Genomic DNA, 17,415 nt, shown 5'->3' on the forward strand with positions numbered 1-17,415 from the left:
TCCCGAATCCCGGCTCTCCCCAATGACCGACCTGCTCTGGCAAAAATCCTCCACGCGTACCGACGAACGCATCATGCGCTTCCTCGCCGGCGACGACGTCGTGCTCGATCGCGAGTTCTTCCTGCACGACATCGAGGCGAGCAAGGCGCATGTCGGCGGACTGGCCAAGATCGGTCTGCTCGATGCAGAAGAAGCCGCCGCGCTGGAGCGCGAACTCGATGCGCTGGCCGAGGATTTCCGCGCGGCTCGATTCGTACTGGACGAACGCTACGAGGACGGTCATTCGGCGATCGAAGCGCGCTTGACCGAACGACTCGGTGACGCCGGCCGCAAGGTGCACAGCGGACGCAGCCGCAACGATCAGATCCTGGTCGCGACGCGATTGTGGCTGAAGGCTCGGTTGCGTGAGCTCGCCTCGCATTGCCGCGCTGCCGCCGCGGTCTGTCTCGAGCGCGCCGCTCGCGAAGCGCTGCCGCTGCCGGGCTATACGCACTTGCAACGTGCGGTCGTGTCCTCGACCGCGTTGTGGTTCGCCGGTTTCGCGGAAAGCCTGATCGACGACGCGCAGCGTGCGCGCGACACGCTCGCCTGGATCGACGCCAATCCGCTCGGCACCGCCGCCGGCTACGGCGTGAATCTGCCGCTCGATCGCGCTCACACGACGCAGGCGCTCGGCTTCACGCGCCTGCAGATCAATCCGATCTACGCGCAGCTGTCGCGCGGCAAGTTCGAGATCGGCGCGCTCGACGCGCTCGGCGCGGCCTTGCTCGACTTGCGCCGCCTGGCTTGGGACCTGTCCTTGTTCACGACCGCCGAGTTCGGTTTCGTGCGCCTGCCGGCGGAATACACCACCGGCAGCTCGATCATGCCCAACAAGCGCAATCCGGACGTGGTCGAGCTGATGCGCGCCAGCTACGCCAGCGTCGCCGCTGCGCGCAGCGAGATCGAGCATCTGTTGTCCTTACCGTCGGGTTACCAACGCGATCTGCAGTTCTCCAAAGGCGCCATCTTCCACGGTTTCCACCGCGGCCTCGCAGCGCTGGAACTATTGCCCGATCTGCTCGCACGGCTGGAGTGGAACGCAGCGGCGATGCGCGCCGCGATCGAGCCGTCGATGTACGCGACCGACGTCGCGATCGAGCAGGCCGCCGCCGGCGTGCCGTTCCGCGAAGCGTATCGGCGCGCGGGTGAGGCCGCCGCCGACGCAGGGCAGGGCAGGACGCCGGAAGCGAGTCTGGCCGCGCGCGTTTCGCCGGGCGCGACGGCGGATCTGCAGCTGGAAACGTTGCGTGCACGACTGCAAGCATTGAACGAAAGCTAGGACGACGCGCCGTCATTCGCGCGAAGCGGGAATCCATTGTCCTTGCACATGCGCAAGGACAGCCAATCAAAGCCGATCGGAGAATCCGGTGTCGCAGAGTTTCGCTGAGCAATCGATGCCGAGCTGGCGCCGGGCGGTGCTCAAGGTCGGCAGCAGCCTTCTGACCGGCACCGATGGCGCGCTGTCCGAACGTCATGCGCGCGGCCTCGCCGCGTTCATCGCGGCATCGCGCGCGGCCGGCAAGGAGGTCGTGCTGGTATCGTCCGGCGCTGTCGCCGCCGGACGCTCGCGTGTGCCGGCCGATGCACCGCGCGGCGGCGGACTGGTGTTGCGTCAGGCGCTGGCCGCGCTCGGTCAGACACGCATGATCGGTCTGTGGCAGGGATTGCTCGACGCTGCCGTGGCGCAGGTGCTGCTCAGTCACGACGATCTGCGCAATCGCCGCCGCTATCTCAATGCTCGTAACACCTTGCTCGAGCTGCTGCGTCTGCGCGTGCTGCCGGTGATCAACGAGAACGACACCGTCGCGGTCGAAGAACTCAAGCTCGGCGACAACGATAATCTCGCCGCCATCGTCGCCGCCCTGGTCGATGCGGATCTGCTCTTGATCGCCAGCGACGTCGACGGCTTGTACAGCGCGCATCCGCAACACGATCCGTCGGCACAGCCGATCGATCGCGTCGAGGCGATCACACCGGCAGTGCTGGCGATGGCCGGCGGTAGCGGCAGCGCCGTCGGTACCGGCGGCATGCGTACCAAACTCGAAGCCGCGACCAAGGCGGCCAAGGCCGGGATCGCCACGGTATTGTTCAACGGCAGCGCGGCCGCGACCGTCGCTGCGCTCGCCGAAGGCCGCTTTCGCGGCACGCATTTTCTCGCCTCGGGCTCGCGCCTCGCCGCGCGCAAGTACTGGCTGCGGCATGCGCCGGGTTCCGGCGGGCGCTTGCGCGTCGATGCCGGTGCGGCGCGCGCCGTGCTCGGCGGCGCTTCCTTGCTGCCCGGAGGCGTAGTCGGCGTCGACGGCGAGTTCGCCCGCGGCGACATCGTCGAGATCGCCACGGTCGAAGGCGATGTCGCGCAGCTGATTGCGCGCGGCTTGTGCCAGTACGCCGCCGGCGAGGTGCGTCGGCTGGCCGGGCGGCATACGCGTGAGATCGAGGCGATTCTCGGCTTCAGTTACGGCGATACCGTAATCCGCCGCGACGATCTGGTCGCGTTCGAGGAGGCGATGGCATGAGCGCATCGGTACGCGAACTGGCTCTGGCAGCGCGCGCGGCGGCGACGCGGATCGCTGCGCTGCCCAGCAGCGCCAAGCGCGCGGCGTTGGCGCGCATGGCCGACGAACTCGAGCGCCAGGCGCCGGCGATCCTTGCCGCCAATGCGCTCGATCTCGGCGCTGCCGCAACGGCAGGTCGTGCCGAGCATCTGCTCGATCGGCTGCGGCTCGATTCGGCGCGCTTGGCCGCAGTCGCGGCCGGCGTGCGCGCGGTGGCCGAGCTGCCCGATCCGGTCGGCCAGGTCACGCGATGCGAAACGCGGCCGAACGGTATCCAGGTCGAGCGCGTGCGCATTCCGCTCGGTTTGATCGCGATGATTTACGAGGCGCGCCCGAACGTCACTGCCGATGCGGCGGCGTTGTGCTTCATGGCCGGCAATGTGGTGCTGCTGCGCGGCGGCTCGGAGGCGTTTCACAGCAATCGCGCGATCGCGACGGCGTTGCGCGACGCTTTGCGCGCGAGCGGTCTGCCGGAAGCGGCGATCACGCTGATCGAGGATCTGCGCCGCGAAACCGTGCTCGAACTGTTGCAGCTGAGCGATCTAGTCGATCTGGCGATCCCGCGAGGAGGCGAGAGTCTGATCCGGTTCGTCGCCGAGCACGCGCGCGTGCCGGTGATCAAGCACTACCAAGGCGTATGTCATCTCTACGTCGACGCCAGTGCTGACCTCGACCTCGCCTTGCGCCTCTTGATCGACGGCAAGACGACGCGGCCTGCGGTGTGCAACTCGCTCGAAACCCTGCTCGTGCATGCGGACGTCGCGCCGGCGTTCGCGCCGCTCGCGCTTGCGGCGTTGCGCGAACGCGGTGTCGAAGTGCGCGGCTGCGAACGCACGCGCGCGTTGGCGTCTGATGTCGTTGCGGCGACTGAAGCCGACTACGCAGCCGAATTCCTCGACCTGATCATCGCCGTGCGAGTGGTCGACGATTTCGATGCGGCGATCGAACACATCCGCCGTCATGGCTCCGATCACACCGAAGTCATCGCCACGCGCGACAGCGCGACGGCGGACGCTTTCGTCGCTGCACTGCGTTCCGCCGTCGTGATGGTGAATGCGTCATCGCGCTTCAGCGACGGCGGTGAACTCGGGCTCGGCGCCGAAATCGGCATCTCGACCACGCGTCTGCACGCCTACGGTCCGATGGGCGCGGAGGCGCTGACGATCGAGCGCTTCGTGGTGCGCGGGGCCGGGCAGGTCCGGCATCAGCCTCTGCGCTGAGGCTCAGCGCGTGAGCCAGCCTTGCGCGCGCGCGGTGCACAACGCGTACGGGAAGATCCAGAACAACGCGAAGGTCGAGAAGAACGCGTAGCCGATGCCGTAGACGAAATCCCAATTCCGCTCGCTGCGCAGGTAGTACAGCATGTGGAGCGCGGACATCAGCAGCAAGGCGCAGAAGAAGCGCAACAGCATTTCCGGCTGCAGCGGAATCAGGGCGATCAACAGCAACAGCGTCGCCCACGCAACCGGAAAACGCAGGTTGCCGACGACGAATTCAGCCAGCGCCATCGCGCGCGCCATCGGCGGGCGCTTCCAAACCACGCGGCCAAGAAAGCGCAGCTCCTCGCGCACGTAGCTGCGGTCCCAGCGGAGGTACATCTTGCACAGCCGTTGGTAGGTGGTCGGCACCAAGGTGTGCACCACGCCGGCGCGCTGATAGACGCAGTCGTAACCCTGATTGAGGATGTCGTTGGTCAGCGCGCGGTCTTCGCCGTAGGTGCAGGCGCGGCCAAGGAAGCGCTGGCGAATCCAGGCATCGAGTACATGGCGTACGACGTCGGCACGGTAGGCAGCGAGCGCTCCGGGGCAGCAGTAGACGGTGCCGTAAGTGCTCTGCACGGCGCGCAGGAAATCGAACGACAGCGCGAAGCGCACCTTCAACATGCGCGGGATCCAACCGTCGGCGCGGTTGAACACGCTGACTTTGCCGGCCACCGCGCCGACCTTCGGGTCGCGGAATGGGCCGGCCATCGCGAGCAAGGTGTCCGGTTCGATCACGCTGTCCGAGTCGATCGTCACCACGACGTCGCCACGGCCGCGCCGAAAACCTGCCTCGAGCGCGGCGCGTTTGCCGCGGTTGTCGGGAAAGCGCAGGGTGGTGACGAGGCCGGGAAAGTCCGCCGCGGTGCGTTCGATGTGCTGCCAGGTATCGTCGCTGCTGCCGTCGTCGACGACGAAGATCTCGAGCCGCTCGCGTGGATAGCGCGCCTGCGCCACCGAGGCGATCGAGCGCGCCACCATCGCGCCTTCGTTGTAGGCGGGAATCACCACCGTCATGGTCGGCGCCGAGTCGAAATCCGCCAGCGGCGGTGTGCGATAGCGAAACCAGAGTACGGTGCGCAGAGCCAGCATCAGCAGACCGAGGCCAGCCCATGCGAAGGCGGGGCCGACCACGTAGCGCCCCCATTCGTGATGGCGTGCCGAACGCACCACGCCGTGAAAGAGCGGATAGCGCCAGCTGACGTACAACACCGCGGCAAAGCCGAACAGGATCGCTGCGCGGTAGAGGTGATCTCCGGGTTGGTCGCGGTATTCGTGCAGGCGTGTCACGCCGGTGTCGCTGTCGTTCATCGAATCTGCCCGCAAGCCTGTCTGCAAAAAAAAGCGGCCAGGCATCTTTCCTGCCGCCGCGGTAACCATCGATGAATGCCGCGATGGGTCTTTTCAACGGCATGCTGGCGGATCAACCGGGGCGTGCTTACGTTAATCTTGTGTATGCGCCGCACGGACGGCGTCACTTCGATACGGAGCGGGCGGGTCGTCGATGACGGCAGAAATGGACATTTCGGCACAGGATCGCGTCCTCGTGCTGGCGCCGCATCCGGACGACGAAACCTTGGCGGCTGGCGATTTGATCCAGACCACCTTGGCGGCCGGAGCGACCTTGCGCGTCGTATTCGCCACCGACGGCGACAACAATCCCTGGCCGCAACGCTGGCTGGAACGGCGCTGGCGCATCGGCGCGCACGAACGCGCGCGCTGGGGCGCGCGACGGCGCGGCGAGGCGCGGGCGGCGCTGCAGCAGCTCGGCGTCGGCGATGCGGCTGCGGCGCGCTTTCTCGGCTGGCCGGATCAGGGTTTGACCGCTTTGCTGATGCGCGACGACGCCCCGATTGCGACCTTGACCGACGAGATCGTGCGCTTCGCGCCGACGCATCTGGTCGCCCCGACGCTGGCCGACCGCCACCCCGACCACAGCGCTCTGCGCGTCATCGCCGATCTCGCGCTGTTGCGCAGCGGTCTGCGCTGCTCGCGCCTGGGCTATGTCGTTCACGGCGAAAAACTCCACGCCGACGCTCGCTTGCTCTCGGTTCCGCCGCGCGATGCGCAAGCGAAGCAGAGAGCGATGGCGGCGCATGCGAGTCAACTGGCGCTCAGCCGTAAACGCCTGCTCGCCTTGGCGGCTTTGCCGAATCGCTTCGAACCATCAGCGGCAACGGTGCCGCCGATCGGAGCATGGTCACCGCTGCGCATCGCTTACCCGGCGTCTTCGCTGGGGCGGTACGACCTGCTGTTGCTGATCGCGTTGCGCGACGAAGTCGTGCGCATCTCGGCAGCCGCGCCGCGCCGGCCGCACACGGCGCGGATCGTCGATCGCCTCGGACGCGAATACGCTTTCGAGTATGGGGCTCGGGAGTTGCGGATCGTCTTGCCGACGTTCGACGCTGTGCCGCAGGCGGTCTACGCGAAGTTTCATCGGCGCGATCCGCGGCTGCTGATCTTCGATCGCACGTTTTGGCGGCACGACGCCGATCTTTTGGACACGCCAGGTGCTGCGTTGACGGAGCAGCCCGACTCCGGCTACATCTAGCCGATGACCGAATCCGCCGGCGCATCCATCGAAGAACGGATCGTGCGCACCGTTGCCGGCGACGGTGCGGCGGCGGACCTGCATCTGCTGCAGCCGTCCACAACGGTGCGCGACGCGATCGTGTGGTTGCCGGCGCTCGGCGTCGCCGCACGCAACTATCTGCCGTTCGCCCGGGCCATGGCGGCGCGAGGCATCACCGTCGCGCTGCACGAATGGCGGGGCATCGGTTCCAGCGATCGACGCGCCGGACGTGAATCGAATTGGGGCTATCGCGAATTGCTGACGCTCGACATTCCGGCCACGCTCGCCGCCACGCGAGGCAGCTTCGCCGACGCGCGCGTCTGGATCGGCGGGCACAGTCTCGGCGGCCAGCTCGCTTCGCTGTACGCCGCCTTGCATCCTGATGAATTCGCCGGCTTGCTGATGATCGCCAGCGGCGCGCCGTATTGGCGCTGTTTCCCTTGGCGTCGAATGGTCGGGCCGATGGTCGTGTTGGCGCCGTGGATCGCCGCTTTGCGCGGCCATTTCCCGGGCCGGCGAGTCGGCTTCGGCGGCAACGAGGCGCGCTCCTTGATCGCGGATTGGGCGCGCAGCGGCCGCAGCGGGCGATATGCCGCCGTCGGCATGGCGGAGGACTTCGAGCAACACCTGGCCGCTCTGTCGATGCCGGTGCTGGCGCTGCGGTTGAGCGACGATTGGCTCGGTCCGCCGGCCTCGCTCGCTTGGCTGCTCGGCAAGATGCCACGAGCGAAGATCGAAACCCCCGAGCTGTCGGCGCCGGATCTCGGCGGCATAGCGGCCGATCATTTTGCTTGGATGAAAAGTCCCGCCGCGATCGTCGACCATATGGTCGATTACATCGTTCGAGTGCCGGCTTCGAGCTAAGTCAGCGTCGAATAACGAAATCTTACTGGCAAATCTGTCATAATCGCGAGTTACCACGCGAAACTTCACGTTTCGCGTGCCTTGGATCGGGCGCAGCGGTCGCCCGATTCGGGAAATTCCGTTGAAGAGGATTGCTATGTCTTACGATATCGGCATTGGTCGTTGTACCGAAATGAATGGCGACACGGTCGTCGTCAAACTGGAAAGCGTGATGGTCAAGCGGCTCTCGCCCGACCATCCCTGGCAGCGTTCCGGCACCAGCCTGCTGCGTGTCAATCGGAATCTGTGCAGCTCGGTACGTCCGCCGGAGTTGGATCGCGAGTTGTACCTCGATCGCGCTGCGTTGTCCAAGCGTGCGATGGGTGCGCTCGATCTCGGCGGCAACGGTTCGACGATTTCGGTCGACTTGCGTGCGCTGCTCAACGATCTCGATCCGCAGCCTTCTGCCGGACCTTCGAGCAAGGGCGGCCGCGGTGCCGAACGCAAGACGGCGAGCCGCTGATTCGCAGTGCAGTCGAACGGCGCCTCCAGCCGTTCATTTCTGTAGCGCCCAATCCGATCGGCGGCCAGCGAGCTACTTCTTGCGAGCGACGATGTAGGGGCGATTGTCATTGCCCTTCGTCGCGTGATTTTCCATAGCGAGAATCACGAAACCCGCGGCTTCCAGCTGCCGTTGCAGATCCGTTGCCCGAAATACGCCTGCATAGGGTGCTGCGCCGATCGCGCGCATCATGGGCAAGGCGAGCCGGATGAGCGGGTTCATCTCGCCGACGCAGGGCGTCTTGGAGACGAGCAAGCCGCCCGGCGCGAGCAGGCCGTGAATGCAGCGCAAAGTCGCGGGCAAATCGCGCACCAAGTGCAGATAGTTGAAGCCGAGTACTGCGTCGAACGACGCCGTGTCTGTGGCTAGCGTTTCGGCGGTCGCGGCGCGGAAAGTCAGGTTCGGACTCGGCGCCGCGGCGTGCTTTTGCTCGGCGATCGCGATCATTGCGGCAGAGATGTCGGTCGCAACATAGTGCCGAACGCCGTGCGCGAGTCGCAGCGCCGTCGTGCCCGTTCCGCAGCCCAGTTCCAGTACTTCGTCACTGCGTCGCAAGAGGGCGGAGGTTCGCTCCAGCGTGCGCTCGTAGGCGGCCGGATCTGCGACCGCGGCCAGCGCATACTTCCTTGATGTGCGATCCCAGAAATGCGCGTCGCTCGTCGTGCTCATGTCGCTGGCTTGCTCTTTGGTTGCGAGTTCGCGAGTTCTAACACGAAGAGATTCGTATCCGTAGCGGTATTCGTGCGATCGAGTGACGCAAAGGACGATGGGACGGACGGAGAGAGTGGGGAGGCTGCCCCGTAAGCTTGCAGCGGCAAATGGCGGAAGCGGTGAGATTCGAACTCACGGTGGCATCGCTGCCACGCCGGTTTTCAAGACCGGTGCCTTAAACCGCTCGGCCACGCTTCCGGAGTTGATCTGAATGCAGGGATCGCTGGACTCGCACCCTGGAGGGAACTGGAGACCGTCCTTCACGGACGGCCGAATATCGTACTACAGTGCATCCGATAAATCGCAGAACCATGCACTCGTGCAAATGCGATTTTGAGCGCAGATTTCGTGTTGCGGCCGGGGTAAGGGACGAGGAAAGGGAGCATGATCAAAGTCGCCCTGGTCGACGACCACGAGTTGGTCCGTACCGGCTTTCGCATGATTTTGGCGCCGTATCCGGATATTCAGATCGTCGGTGAGGCGGCCGACGGCGAGCAAGGTTTGGAGCTGATTCGGCGCATCAAACCGGACGTCGCCTTGGTCGACGTGCACATGCCGCGCCTGACCGGCATCGAGCTCACCGATCGTGCGCGCAGGAGCAAGCTGACGACGAGGATCGTGATCCTGACCGTCGTCAACGAAGCGCCATTTCCGAAGCGCCTGATCGAGGCTGGCGCCAGCGGCTATCTGACCAAAGGATGCGCGGCGGAGGAGCTCGTGCGTGCGGTGCGCCAAGTCGCCGGCGGTCGCCGCTATCTGTCGCCGGACGTGGCCGAAGTGCTCGCGCTCGGCGTGCTGGACGGCAATCCGGCTTCGCCGTTCGACGCGCTCTCGGCACGCGAGCTCGACGTCGCGCTGATGCTCGCGCAAGGCTTGGACATGCAGAACATCGCCGGCTTGCTCAAGCTCAGCGCGAAGACCGTGGCGACCTACAAGTACCGCTTGTTCGACAAGCTCGGCGTCGACAATGCGGTCGCACTGTCGCATCTGGCGCATATGCACGGTGTACTCGACAACCGTGCACGCGCTTTGAGCGATTGATCCGATCGGACTGCGCGCAGATCTGCGCGCAGTCTCGAGCATCGTTCGCCTCAGTCGGTCTTCGGTTCGGACTCCGATCCGTCCGACTTCGGTGCGGAAGCGGGCTTGGGTTCTTCACGCTTGGGCGCAGCCTCCGTCGGCGTCGGAGCCGGCCGCGACAGCGGCAGTTCGAGCGTCTGACCGCGGTTCGGCTCCGCTTCGCTGCTGCCGGCGGGTTCCGCCTTCACGCGTTCCATCGCGGGTGCGGGCGGAGCGGCGCTCGATGCAACAGGTGCGCTGGCAGCAGGTGCACTGGGCGCGGGAGGCGCGCTCGGTGCCACTGCAGTCGGCGCCGCGGCGATCTTGACTGGAGCGTCCGAGAGCGGTGGCTGCGCGGCGGTGGCGACCGGAGTCGCCACTGCCGGTGTGGTCGGCGCCGGTGTGGAAGGCGTTACGACCACTGCGGGCGGTGCCGTCACCGTCGCCGGGATCGACTGAATCGCCGCGCGCACTGCGGCCTGTACGGTCGCCGGCGGAGCGGGCGGCGGCGTCATCGATTCCGCGCCGGTAGGCGCTGCCGCGGGTGCGGCTGTGGGAGCGGCCGGAGACGTCGTTGTCGCCGCCGGACGCTGCACGGCTGGAGGCGGTGAAGCGGGGAGAGTCACAGGCGCAACCGGCGCGGTCGTCGTCTCGGCAGCTGGCGTCGTCGGCGCGGACGAACTGACCGCAGCGGTCGCAGCCGTCACCACAACAGGTTTCGGCTCGACGCTGGCCGCGATGCGCGGAGCGGATTGGGGCGCGGCTTCGGTACTCGCAGCCGGGGTGCCGGTACTACGCGGCGTTTCGGCCGCAGCACTCGACGGCGTATCGTCTTCGTCGTCGAAATCGACGTCGAGATCGGTCTGCGTCAGCGAGCCGGTGACTGCGCCTGCGTCCGTCGCAGTGCCATCCTTACGCCGGCGGCGACCGCCACGGCGACCACGGCGGCGCGAGCGCATCTCGTCGCGTTCGCCGGCAGGTTTCGGCTCGGCGTTCGCGGCCGTCTGCGGCTGCACGGGCGCGGCTAGCTCGGCTGTTGGTGCGGACGAGGGGGCTGCGGGGTTTGTCGCCGGAATCGGCGCGGGGGTGGTCGGCTTTGGTGCGGCGTCGGCTTGACGCGAAGGCGGCGGCGGAGTCGACGTACGCGCCTCGGTGACGACAGGCTGCTCGCCGGTGTTGCGATTGCGCTCATCGCGACGATTCCCGCGTTGTTGCGCTTGCTGAGGCTGCTTCTGGCCTTGGCCGCCGCGCTGTTCGTTGCGTTGCTCGTTGCGCTGCTCGCCACCGCCGCGGCCGTCGCGTCGCTGGCCCTGGTTTTCCTGGCGGCGTTGCTGCGGTTGCTGCTGCCCCGGGCGATTGCCTTGTTGCGCGTTGCGCTGTTGCTGCGCCGGGCGTGCAGGCGTCTGTGGGCGGGCGGCGGGTGCCGGCGTCGGCGCAGCGGAGACCGGTTCGGGCTTGGCGCGGAACCAGCCGACGAAGCGCGCGAGCAGGCCGCCGCTGGCGGCGACCGGTGCCGGCGCGGCGACCGGAGTCGGCGCGGCCGGTTCCGGGCGTTCGGGGGCTGGCGTCGCGCGAACCACACCGGCGACGGCCGGCTGTTCGGGTTCTTCGCTCGGACGCAGCATCGTCGGCAGCGGCTTGGGCGCTACCGGCGTGGTGCGTTGATAGCTCGGGCGCGTCTCCTCGCCGATGTCGGCGGCACGCAGACGCTGAATTTCCAGATGCGGCGTTTCCAGCTGCTCGTCGGCGACGACGATGACGTTGACGTCATGACGCGCTTCGATCTCGCTGAGCTGGCGGCGCTTCTCGTTGAGCAGGAAGTTGGCGACGCTCGGCGGCGCCTGCACCAGCACCTGGCCGGTGCTGTCCTTCATCGCGTGTTCCTCGACGAGGCGCAGTGCCGACAGCGACAGCGATTCGACGCCGCGAATGCGGCCATGGCCTTCGCAGCGCGGACAGACGATCTGGGTCGATTCGCCCAAGGAGGGGCGCAGACGCTGGCGCGACATCTCGAGCAGGCCGAAACGCGAAATGCGGCCGACTTGTACGCGTGCGCGGTCGAGCTTGAGCGCTTCCTTGAGTTTTTCCTCGACATCGCGCTGGTGGCGCGGCGAATCCATGTCGATGAAGTCGATCACGATCAGGCCGCCGGCGTCGCGGATGCGCAGCTGACGCGCGATCTCGACCGCGGCTTCGCAGTTCGTATTGAACGCGGTTTCCTCGATGTCGCTGCCCTTGGTCGCTTTCGAGGAGTTGATGTCGATCGCGGTGAGCGCTTCGGTCTGGTCGATCACGATCGAGCCGCCCGACGGCAGGCGTACGCTGCGTTCGAACGCGTTCTCGATCTGCGTCTCGATCTGAAAGCGCGAGAACAGCGGCGTGGTGTCCTGATACAGCTTGAGCTTGCGCAGATTGTTCGGCATCACCTGCTGCACGAACTCGCGAGCGTCTTGATAGAGCTCCTCGTGATCGATCAGGATCTCGCCGATGTCGTTGCGCAGGTAGTCGCGCAGCGCGCGGATGATCAGCTTGGATTCCTGGTAGATCAGGAACGGCGCCGAGCGCGCTTGGGCGGCTTCGGAGATCGCTTTCCACAGCTGCAGCAGATAGTCGAGATCCCACTGCAGCTCTTCGGCGTCGCGGCCGAGGCCGGCGGTGCGCACGATCAGGCCCATTTCGTCGGGCACTTGCAGATGGTCCAGCGCTTCTTTGATGTTGGCGCGGTCTTCGCCCTCGATCCGGCGCGAAACGCCGCCGGCCTTCGGGTTGTTCGGCATCAGCACCATGTAGCGGCCGGCGAGGCTAACGAAGGTGGTCAGCGCAGCGCCTTTGTTGCCGCGCTCTTCCTTTTCGACCTGGACGACCAGTTCCTGGCCTTCCTTGAGCAATTCGCGGATACCGGCCTTGTTCGGGTTCAGGCCCGGCGTGAAGTACTGCTCGGAGATTTCCTTCAACGGCAGGAAGCCGTGGCGGTCGGCGCCGTAGTCGACGAAGCAGGCTTCGAGGGATTGTTCGACGCGGGTGATGCGGGCCTTGTAGATGTTGGCTTTCTTTTGTTCCTTGGACGGGATCTCGATGTCGAGATCGTAAAGGTTCTGTCCGTCCACGATCGCGACACGCAACTCCTCCCGCTGGGTCGCGTTGATCAACATACGTTTCATTGTCGTTTTTTCCTGTGTAAGCGCTCGACTGTCGTCGGCGCTGCGCGTTGTCGCGCTGCGCGATGCCCGCATTTCGCGGGCCGACGGCGGCAGGTGCGCCTCGAAAACCGGCGCTTCCGCGCGCCGGCGTACATGGGGTTGCGCGCATCCGCGGACCCGCGCCGTCGTTCCGACGGCGAGCAATCCGCGACCCGAGCCACTACGATGACCGTTCGCCCCGGCGCCGCGCTCCGATGGAGTCACCGCGAACGCAGGGCGCGAAAGGACGCAATGGACGAGTGCGTCATTGGCTGTTCCGTACTCCCGCGGATGGGGCAGGGAACGGCGCGACACGCACTTGCAGCATAACAGGCCCCGGACTTTTTTTTCAATGAAGACACGTACTTCGGTGACAAATCGCGACGCAGGCTCGACAAGGAAGGCGGCGCCGGATGGCCGCGGCCGCCGTCCTCCGTCTGCGGGGCGGGAGAGAAAGGAGTCAGCGCCGGACGCCGCGGGCCGAGCAAGCAAGAGGCCGCGTGAAGACGAGCGAACTCCGCAGAGCGCAGCCGAGCGGCCTTCGCCGCGCCCACAACTGGTCACGGTGCCGGCGGATCGCGACGGTCAGCGCCTCGATAACTTCCTGGCCGGGCATCTGAAGGGCGTACCGAAAAGCCTGATCTACCGCATCTGCCGGACCGGCGAGGTGCGCGTCAACGGCGGCCGCGCCAAGCCGGATCGCCGCGTGGCCGGCGGCGACGAGGTACGCATTCCGCCGGTGCGTCTGGCCGAGCGCGGCGAGACGGTGCCGCCGCCGGATCGGCAGATGAGCCGGGTCGAGGCAGCGATCATTCACGAGGATCGCGATTTCCTCGTCATCGACAAGCCGGCCGGCGTCGCCAGCCACGGCGGCAGCGGGGTCAGCTTCGGTGCAATCGAGCTGCTGCGCGCGGCGCGACCACGCGACACCTTGGAGCTGGCGCATCGGCTCGATCGCGACACCAGCGGTGTGCTGGTGCTGACGCGCAAGCGCTCGGCCTTGACCGCGCTGCAGGCAGCCATTCGCGAGGGGCGCGTCGAGAAGCGTTATCTAGCCTTGATCGAAGGAGCGCTGCCGAAGGCGCGGCTGACCGTCGATGCGCCGCTGCGCAAGTCGGTGCTGCAAGGCGGCGAGCGCATGGTGCGCGTCGATCCGGACGGCAAGCCGTCGCGCTCGCACTTCAGCGAGTTGCAGCGCTACGCCGACGCGAGCCTGGTCGAGGTCGCGCTCGAAACCGGGCGCACACACCAGATCCGCGTGCATGCCCAGCATTTAGGCCATCCGTTGGCCGGGGACGAGAAGTACGGCGAGCGAGAATTCAATCGAACCATGCGCGATAAGGGATTGAAGCGGTTATTCCTGCACGCGGCGCGCTTCGAGTTTTCCTTGGGCGATCGCCAATACAGCTTCAGCGCGCCGCTGGCAGTGGAGCTGTCCGCCGTGCTCGATGCCATTTCAGATTGACCCCGAGCGTGCCGAGCACGATCAGGACGATGCCCATCAGCTGCACCGGCTTGAGTGCATGGCCGTAGAGAGCGAAATCGAGCAGTAGGGCGACCAGCGGGTAGATGAAGGCGAGCACCGCAATCTTCGCCACCGACAATCTCGGATAAGCCGAATAGAACAGCACGTAGCAGATGCCGCTGTGCACGAGCCCGAGGCCGGCCAGCCAGATCCAGTGCGATCCGAGGTGCAAGGTGCCGGCGTAGTCGGCAAACGGCGCCAGCATGGCGACGCCGGTCAGGCATTGGATCAGCACGACGGCGAGCGGCCGCTCGCGGCTGATCCGCCGCGACATCAGCAACGAGGCGCCGCACAGCACGGCCGCGACGAAGGTCAGGCCGATGCCGAGCAGGTAGCTGGCATCGGCGTTGCTGATCAGCTTGAACGGATCGGCGGATAGGCCGACTCCGATGAAGGCGAGCGCGGTCCAGGCCAGGTCGGCGGGGTGCGTGCGCTCGCCGAAGAAAAGGGCGGCCAGGCCGAGCATCGCGAACGGAAAGAAGTGGTAGACCATCGTCGCGACGCCGATCGACGAGCGCGCCATGCCGGCGAACAAGGCGATCCAGTTCAGCACCAGCAGCACGCCGCTCAGCACAGCCGCGCCGATCAGCCGGCGTTGTTGCAGCAAGCCGCGGAAGTGACCGCCGAGGACGCCCCAGGCGATCAGGAACAGGCTGCCGAAGGCGCAGCGGAAGAATACGGTGGTGATCGGATCGCGGCCGCCTTCGTGCGCGAACACGCCGACCGAACCGATCAGAATTTCGGCGACGACGAGCTGGAGCAGGGCGGTGTGGACTTCGCGGGGCGAGGCGGGAGGCATCGGATCGGACCTTCGGGGAGGCGGCAGAAGGTCAGATTAGGCGGCGCGGCGCCATCGATACAGATGCAGTTAGAATAGAAGTTGACCGATACAGATACGTCGAATGAGCCTGCTCTACGAACGCCTCGCCGAATCCTTGCGCGGACAGATCCGCCGCGGCGTGCTGCGCGCCGGCGAACGGCTGCCGTCCTTGCGCCGAATCGGACAGCAACAACAGGTGAGTCTTGCGACTGCGGTCGAAGCCTACGTGCAGCTCGAACGCGAAGGCCTGGTCGAGGCGCGTCCGCGTTCCGGCTACTACGTGCGCGGCGCGGCACCGGCCTTGCCGCAGCGGACGCCGCGTCAGCCGCTGCGCGCTCCGCGGCCGATGCGTAATCCGGCCCTGCTCGGTGTGCTCGATGTGCTCGCGCGCACCGATCTGGTGGCGCTGCACGCGACCACGCCGGCGCTCGAACTGTTGCCGGCAGCGGGCCTCGCCGCCGCTTTGGCGCGTGTGACGCGGCGGCGACGCGCAGAAGCCTTGTGCTACGCCGTGCCGCAGGGGCATCCCGATCTGCGCGTGCAGATTGCGCGCCGCTATGCGTGGTGCGGCGTCGATGTCGAACCGGACGAGATCGTTGTCACGGCCGGTGCGATGGAAGCGATCAGTCTCGCGCTGCGCAGCGTGACGCGCGCAGGCGATGTCGTACTGCTCGAGACGCCGACCTACTACGGACTGCTGCAGGCAGTCGCCGCGCTCGGCTTGCAGGTGGTCGAAGTGCGCAACCGGGCCGGTCAGGGGATCGATGCGGCGCACTTGGAGGAACTGCTGTCGCGCCACGCCGTGCGCGCGGCGGTATTGGTGCCGAACTTCAACAACCCCACGGGCAGTCTGACCGGGAACGCCGGCAAGCGTGCGATCGTCGCCGCTTGTGCAGCACGCGAGGTCGTGCTGATCGAGGACGATCTCTACGGCGAAGTAGCGTATTCCGGCGAACGGCCAGCGCCGCTGCGCCACTTCGATCGTGGCGGCACCGTGATCACGTGCGGCTCATTTTCCAAGACCTTGGCTTCCGGGCTGCGCGTCGGCTGGGTTTTCGGTTCGCGCTGGACCACAGAGCTGCTGCGCGCGAAGTGCTTCTCCAGTATTGCGACGGCGAGCCTGCCGCAACTCGCGATCGCCGACTATTTGGAGCACCACGACTTCGAGCGCGCACTGCGCCGGCTGCGGCGCGAACTGGCGTCGAACGCGCAGCGCTACCGCGACATCATCGCGCGGTATTGGCCGGCCGGTACCTGTGTGTCCGAACCGGCCGGCGGCATGGCTTTGTGGCTGGAGCTGCCGGATGCGATTGAAGCGCAGGCGCTGTTCGAAATGGCGCTGGCGCGAGGCATAGGCACCTCGCCTGGGCATTTGTTCTCCAACCGCGATGAATATCGTCATCACCTGCGCTTGAGCTGCGGTCTACCGTGGAATGCGAAAATAGAAGAGGCACTGCGCACGCTCGGCAGGCTGGCGGATCGATTGCGAGCGACTTGAAGAGGATGAGGAAATGATCGAGCTGGTCGGTTTCGACGGCGACGACACGCTGTGGCACAGCGAAGGCTACTACCAGCACGCGGGCACCGAGTTCGAGCGTATTCTGGGCGCTTGGATCGACATCGGCGACGCCGAGGTGCGCAGCCGCATGCATGCAGCCGAGCGGCGCAATTTGGCGCTGTTCGGTTACGGCGCGAAGAGCATGACCTTGTCGATGATTGAGGCCGCGATCGAGCTGACCGACGGCGCGATCTCCGCCGCCGACATTCACCGCATCGTCGTGCTCGGCAAAAACATCCTCGAACATCCGGTGGAACTCCTGCCGGGCATCCGCGCCGCGATCGAGGCGGTCGCCGAACGGCATCGCATCGTGCTGATCACCAAGGGCGATCTGTTCCACCAAGAGCGCAAGGTCGCCCAATGCGGTCTCGGCGATTTGTTCGAGCGCATCGAAATCGTGTCGGAGAAGAATCGCCGCAGCTATGCACGCGTGATCGCCGAATGCGGCAGCGAGGCCTCGCGTTTCGCGATGGTCGGCAACTCGTTGCGCTCAGACATCGAACCGGTCATCGAGCTGGGCGGGTGGGGTATTCACATGCCCTACCACGTGACCTGGGAACACGAGATGGAGCACACGGTCGAAAGCGGCCATCCGCGCGTGCTGACGATCGACGCGCCGAATGCGATTCCGGCGGCGGTCGCGCGTTGCGGCTCCGAGGAAAAAGCGGAAGCTTGAAATACGAAGTACGCGAAGGAAAAACCGAAGGGAATTTCCTCGAGCGTGCCGGGT

Annotated in this window: 14 protein-coding genes and 1 tRNA gene; 10 read left to right on the forward strand and 5 right to left on the reverse strand. The window is 66.3% G+C overall.

Going from position 1 to position 17,415, the window contains the following annotated elements; genetic code table 11:
* Window positions 1-22 precede the first annotated feature (22 nt).
* From argH to AC3QL3_RS09810, 3 genes are all read left to right on the forward strand, one after another.
* Window positions 23-1,321 (forward strand): argininosuccinate lyase, encoded by a 1,299-nt coding sequence (argH, locus tag AC3QL3_RS09800; RefSeq protein WP_492898469.1) that lies wholly within the window; start codon window positions 23-25, stop codon window positions 1,319-1,321.
* Between the two features lie 115 nt (window positions 1,322-1,436).
* Complete coding sequence (gene proB / locus AC3QL3_RS09805) at window positions 1,437-2,558, forward strand: glutamate 5-kinase (protein ID WP_492898902.1); 1,122 nt, start codon at window positions 1,437-1,439, stop codon at window positions 2,556-2,558.
* Window positions 2,555-3,817 carry a glutamate-5-semialdehyde dehydrogenase gene (locus AC3QL3_RS09810; RefSeq protein WP_492898471.1) on the forward strand — a complete coding sequence of 421 codons (1,263 nt, stop codon included), beginning with the start codon at window positions 2,555-2,557 and terminating at the stop codon, window positions 3,815-3,817. Before proB ends, AC3QL3_RS09810 begins: the two co-directional genes overlap by 4 nt.
* A 3-nt stretch (window positions 3,818-3,820) precedes the next feature.
* On the opposite strand, the gene AC3QL3_RS09815 is transcribed toward AC3QL3_RS09810, so the two are convergent.
* Window positions 3,821-5,167, reverse strand: coding sequence for a glycosyltransferase family 2 protein (locus tag AC3QL3_RS09815; protein ID WP_492898473.1), 1,347 nt, complete (start codon window positions 5,165-5,167; stop codon window positions 3,821-3,823).
* Between the two features lie 193 nt (window positions 5,168-5,360).
* On the opposite strand from AC3QL3_RS09815, the gene AC3QL3_RS09820 reads away from it, so the two are divergent.
* The 3 genes from AC3QL3_RS09820 to AC3QL3_RS09830 all read left to right on the forward strand — a co-directional run bounded on the left by AC3QL3_RS09820 (window position 5,361) and on the right by AC3QL3_RS09830 (window position 7,794).
* Window positions 5,361-6,407: a PIG-L deacetylase family protein gene (locus tag AC3QL3_RS09820; protein WP_492898475.1), complete on the forward strand. Its 1,047-nt coding sequence runs from the start codon at window positions 5,361-5,363 to the stop codon at window positions 6,405-6,407.
* Window positions 6,408-6,410: 3 nt separating this feature from the next.
* Window positions 6,411-7,292 carry an alpha/beta hydrolase family protein gene (locus AC3QL3_RS09825; RefSeq protein WP_492898477.1) on the forward strand — a complete coding sequence of 294 codons (882 nt, stop codon included), beginning with the start codon at window positions 6,411-6,413 and terminating at the stop codon, window positions 7,290-7,292.
* A gap of 136 nt (window positions 7,293-7,428) precedes the next feature.
* Window positions 7,429-7,794, forward strand: coding sequence for a hypothetical protein (locus AC3QL3_RS09830; protein ID WP_492898479.1), 366 nt, complete (start codon window positions 7,429-7,431; stop codon window positions 7,792-7,794).
* Between the two features lie 72 nt (window positions 7,795-7,866).
* On the opposite strand, the gene AC3QL3_RS09835 is transcribed toward AC3QL3_RS09830, so the two are convergent.
* Together AC3QL3_RS09835 and AC3QL3_RS09840 are read right to left on the reverse strand one after the other, a co-directional pair.
* Entirely contained in the window at window positions 7,867-8,502 is a 636-nt protein-coding gene (locus AC3QL3_RS09835; protein ID WP_492898481.1) for a class I SAM-dependent methyltransferase, read from the reverse strand.
* 150 nt (window positions 8,503-8,652) lie between these two features.
* A tRNA-Ser gene (locus AC3QL3_RS09840) sits at window positions 8,653-8,742 on the reverse strand.
* Window positions 8,743-8,928: 186 nt separating this feature from the next.
* Here AC3QL3_RS09840 and AC3QL3_RS09845 point away from each other — a divergent pair.
* Complete coding sequence (locus tag AC3QL3_RS09845) at window positions 8,929-9,585, forward strand: response regulator (protein WP_492898483.1); 657 nt, start codon at window positions 8,929-8,931, stop codon at window positions 9,583-9,585.
* A 50-nt stretch (window positions 9,586-9,635) separates the two neighbouring features.
* On the opposite strand, the gene AC3QL3_RS09850 is transcribed toward AC3QL3_RS09845, so the two are convergent.
* Window positions 9,636-12,764: an Rne/Rng family ribonuclease gene (locus tag AC3QL3_RS09850; RefSeq protein ID WP_492898485.1), complete on the reverse strand. Its 3,129-nt coding sequence runs from the start codon at window positions 12,762-12,764 to the stop codon at window positions 9,636-9,638.
* Window positions 12,765-13,347: 583 nt separating this feature from the next.
* Here AC3QL3_RS09850 and AC3QL3_RS09855 point away from each other — a divergent pair.
* Window positions 13,348-14,247: an RluA family pseudouridine synthase gene (locus AC3QL3_RS09855; RefSeq protein ID WP_492898904.1), complete on the forward strand. Its 900-nt coding sequence runs from the start codon at window positions 13,348-13,350 to the stop codon at window positions 14,245-14,247.
* On the opposite strand, the gene AC3QL3_RS09860 is transcribed toward AC3QL3_RS09855, so the two are convergent.
* On the reverse strand, window positions 14,192-15,106 hold the full coding sequence (locus AC3QL3_RS09860) for a DMT family transporter (protein WP_492898487.1): 915 nt from the start codon (window positions 15,104-15,106) through the stop codon (window positions 14,192-14,194). The two genes, AC3QL3_RS09855 and AC3QL3_RS09860, sit on opposite strands and share 56 nt — an antisense overlap.
* Window positions 15,107-15,209: 103 nt before the next feature.
* Here AC3QL3_RS09860 and AC3QL3_RS09865 point away from each other — a divergent pair, with 103 nt between their 5' ends.
* Together AC3QL3_RS09865 and AC3QL3_RS09870 are read left to right on the forward strand one after the other, a co-directional pair.
* Window positions 15,210-16,625 carry an aminotransferase-like domain-containing protein gene (locus AC3QL3_RS09865; RefSeq protein ID WP_492898489.1) on the forward strand — a complete coding sequence of 472 codons (1,416 nt, stop codon included), beginning with the start codon at window positions 15,210-15,212 and terminating at the stop codon, window positions 16,623-16,625.
* A 13-nt stretch (window positions 16,626-16,638) separates the two neighbouring features.
* Window positions 16,639-17,361: an HAD family hydrolase gene (locus tag AC3QL3_RS09870; protein WP_492898491.1), complete on the forward strand. Its 723-nt coding sequence runs from the start codon at window positions 16,639-16,641 to the stop codon at window positions 17,359-17,361.
* The last annotated feature ends 54 nt before the right edge of the window (window positions 17,362-17,415 follow it).

It is taken from the genome of Dokdonella sp. GW821-FHT11D02 (assembly GCF_058808595.1).

What these genes read in the sequence shown, in the direction of transcription:
- argH (WP_492898469.1), top strand. Translation starts at nt 23, where the DNA reads ATGACCGACCTGCTCTGGCAAAAATCCTCCACGCGTACCGACGAACGC.
- proB (WP_492898902.1), top strand. Translation starts at nt 1,437, where the DNA reads ATGCCGAGCTGGCGCCGGGCGGTGCTCAAGGTCGGCAGCAGCCTTCTG.
- AC3QL3_RS09810 (WP_492898471.1), top strand. Translation starts at nt 2,555, where the DNA reads ATGAGCGCATCGGTACGCGAACTGGCTCTGGCAGCGCGCGCGGCGGCG.
- AC3QL3_RS09815 (WP_492898473.1), bottom strand. Translation starts at nt 5,167, where the DNA reads ATGAACGACAGCGACACCGGCGTGACACGCCTGCACGAATACCGCGAC.
- AC3QL3_RS09820 (WP_492898475.1), top strand. Translation starts at nt 5,361, where the DNA reads ATGACGGCAGAAATGGACATTTCGGCACAGGATCGCGTCCTCGTGCTG.
- AC3QL3_RS09825 (WP_492898477.1), top strand. Translation starts at nt 6,411, where the DNA reads ATGACCGAATCCGCCGGCGCATCCATCGAAGAACGGATCGTGCGCACC.
- AC3QL3_RS09830 (WP_492898479.1), top strand. Translation starts at nt 7,429, where the DNA reads ATGTCTTACGATATCGGCATTGGTCGTTGTACCGAAATGAATGGCGAC.
- AC3QL3_RS09835 (WP_492898481.1), bottom strand. Translation starts at nt 8,502, where the DNA reads ATGAGCACGACGAGCGACGCGCATTTCTGGGATCGCACATCAAGGAAG.
- AC3QL3_RS09845 (WP_492898483.1), top strand. Translation starts at nt 8,929, where the DNA reads ATGATCAAAGTCGCCCTGGTCGACGACCACGAGTTGGTCCGTACCGGC.
- AC3QL3_RS09850 (WP_492898485.1), bottom strand. Translation starts at nt 12,764, where the DNA reads ATGAAACGTATGTTGATCAACGCGACCCAGCGGGAGGAGTTGCGTGTC.
- AC3QL3_RS09860 (WP_492898487.1), bottom strand. Translation starts at nt 15,106, where the DNA reads ATGCCTCCCGCCTCGCCCCGCGAAGTCCACACCGCCCTGCTCCAGCTC.
- AC3QL3_RS09865 (WP_492898489.1), top strand. Translation starts at nt 15,210, where the DNA reads ATGAGCCTGCTCTACGAACGCCTCGCCGAATCCTTGCGCGGACAGATC.
- AC3QL3_RS09870 (WP_492898491.1), top strand. Translation starts at nt 16,639, where the DNA reads ATGATCGAGCTGGTCGGTTTCGACGGCGACGACACGCTGTGGCACAGC.